The 1,252-nt window shown below is 60.7% G+C and carries 2 protein-coding genes; both read right to left on the reverse strand.

What is annotated here, in order from left to right; genetic code table 11:
* Positions 1 to 24: 24 nt before the first annotated feature.
* Positions 25 to 474, reverse strand: a complete 450-nt coding sequence (locus tag AC1D1P_RS23730; RefSeq protein ID WP_477674701.1) for a hypothetical protein — start codon at positions 472 to 474, stop codon at positions 25 to 27.
* Between the two features lie 36 nt (positions 475 to 510).
* Positions 511 to 1,252: MFS transporter (locus AC1D1P_RS23735; protein WP_477674702.1), on the reverse strand; the 742-nt coding region annotated here is incomplete at its 5' end.

A 1,252-nucleotide genomic window follows, 5' to 3' on the forward strand; every position in this document is an offset into this window, starting at 1 on the left:
GCCCCTGACGCTTGAGGAGGCAACTCACCGCACATAGCGATACCTCAGCCATGCAGGGCGCTCGCCCGACTGCAGAAATTCCCTGATGGCCGTGAATGCACGGTCTTTACCCATGCACTCTTCAATGAGGTGAGGCCGTATCTCACCATGGGCGATCTTGGTCCGTACTTCCTCAGACGGCGAAACAGGCGCTACGTGATCCAGAGCGCGGTATTCGCTACCGTTTTCATCGAGAAAGATGAGACTGGCATATTCGCCGTACCACTCCACCGCAAAAAAGATATCTACCCATCGCCGTGCACCCAGAATGCGCTGCCACAGCGGGCGCGGGCCAGCATCCGCGCTGAGCGCCAGGCGCCCTTGCGGCAACCGCTCTGCAAGCGCTAATTGTTCAACGAGCRCTTTCAGCGACGACACTGTGGAATCCACCTCGTTCAACTCGATTTCCCATTCGGTGCAAGAAGTTACGTTCATACAAACCTGATATTTAAGATAAAGGCACAGCCGTGTTCATGCGCGCGTGCCATCGCTCCGCTCCGTCCATGCCACCAGAGCCCCAATCAAACCCATCGCGCCCACCAATCCCAAAATCACTCCACGCCCCTCCATCACCCCTGCAAACACCCCCACCAGCATCCCCGCCAGCGGCTGCGACAAATTGTTGAGCATCACAATCACGCCAGTGGTCTTGCCGAGGTCTCTCGGTGGAATGATCTTCTGACGCAGGCTGCGGATGTAGACGTTGAACATTTTGTCAAAGCCGATCACCAGCAAGAAACCGGCGATGTACATCCAGAAGTTGCCAGCCAGCCCCGTGAGCAGGCCGCCGGCCAACATCACGCTGTATGACACCAGGCCCAGGGTGCGCAAGGGCAGCACGGTGCGGGCGATGAACAGCAGGATGATGACGGTGGCAATAGCGCCGGCCGTTTGCAGCAACGCGTAATCGCCCGCAGAGCGCTGCAGCAGCCCGGTCACCATCGCAGCCGAGGTGGCGAGCGTCACGCCGATAACCAGGTTGACGCCGGCTGCCAGCGCAATCACTTTTTTCAGGCCCGGCAGGTGCAGCACCTGCGAAAACGCGGTGCGGATGGGCAGCAGCCAATGGTCCGGGGCGGTCTCGGGCGCGGCCAGCTCAACCGGGTTCTTCCGGTGCCACAAGGTCACGGCGCCGTCGGCCAGCAGAAAGAGCGCCGCGGTAGCTGCCACCACCGCGGGCCATGGCATCCAGCGCAACAGCACTGACGCCAGC

It is taken from the genome of Polaromonas sp. P1_E1_2, assembly GCF_056406035.1.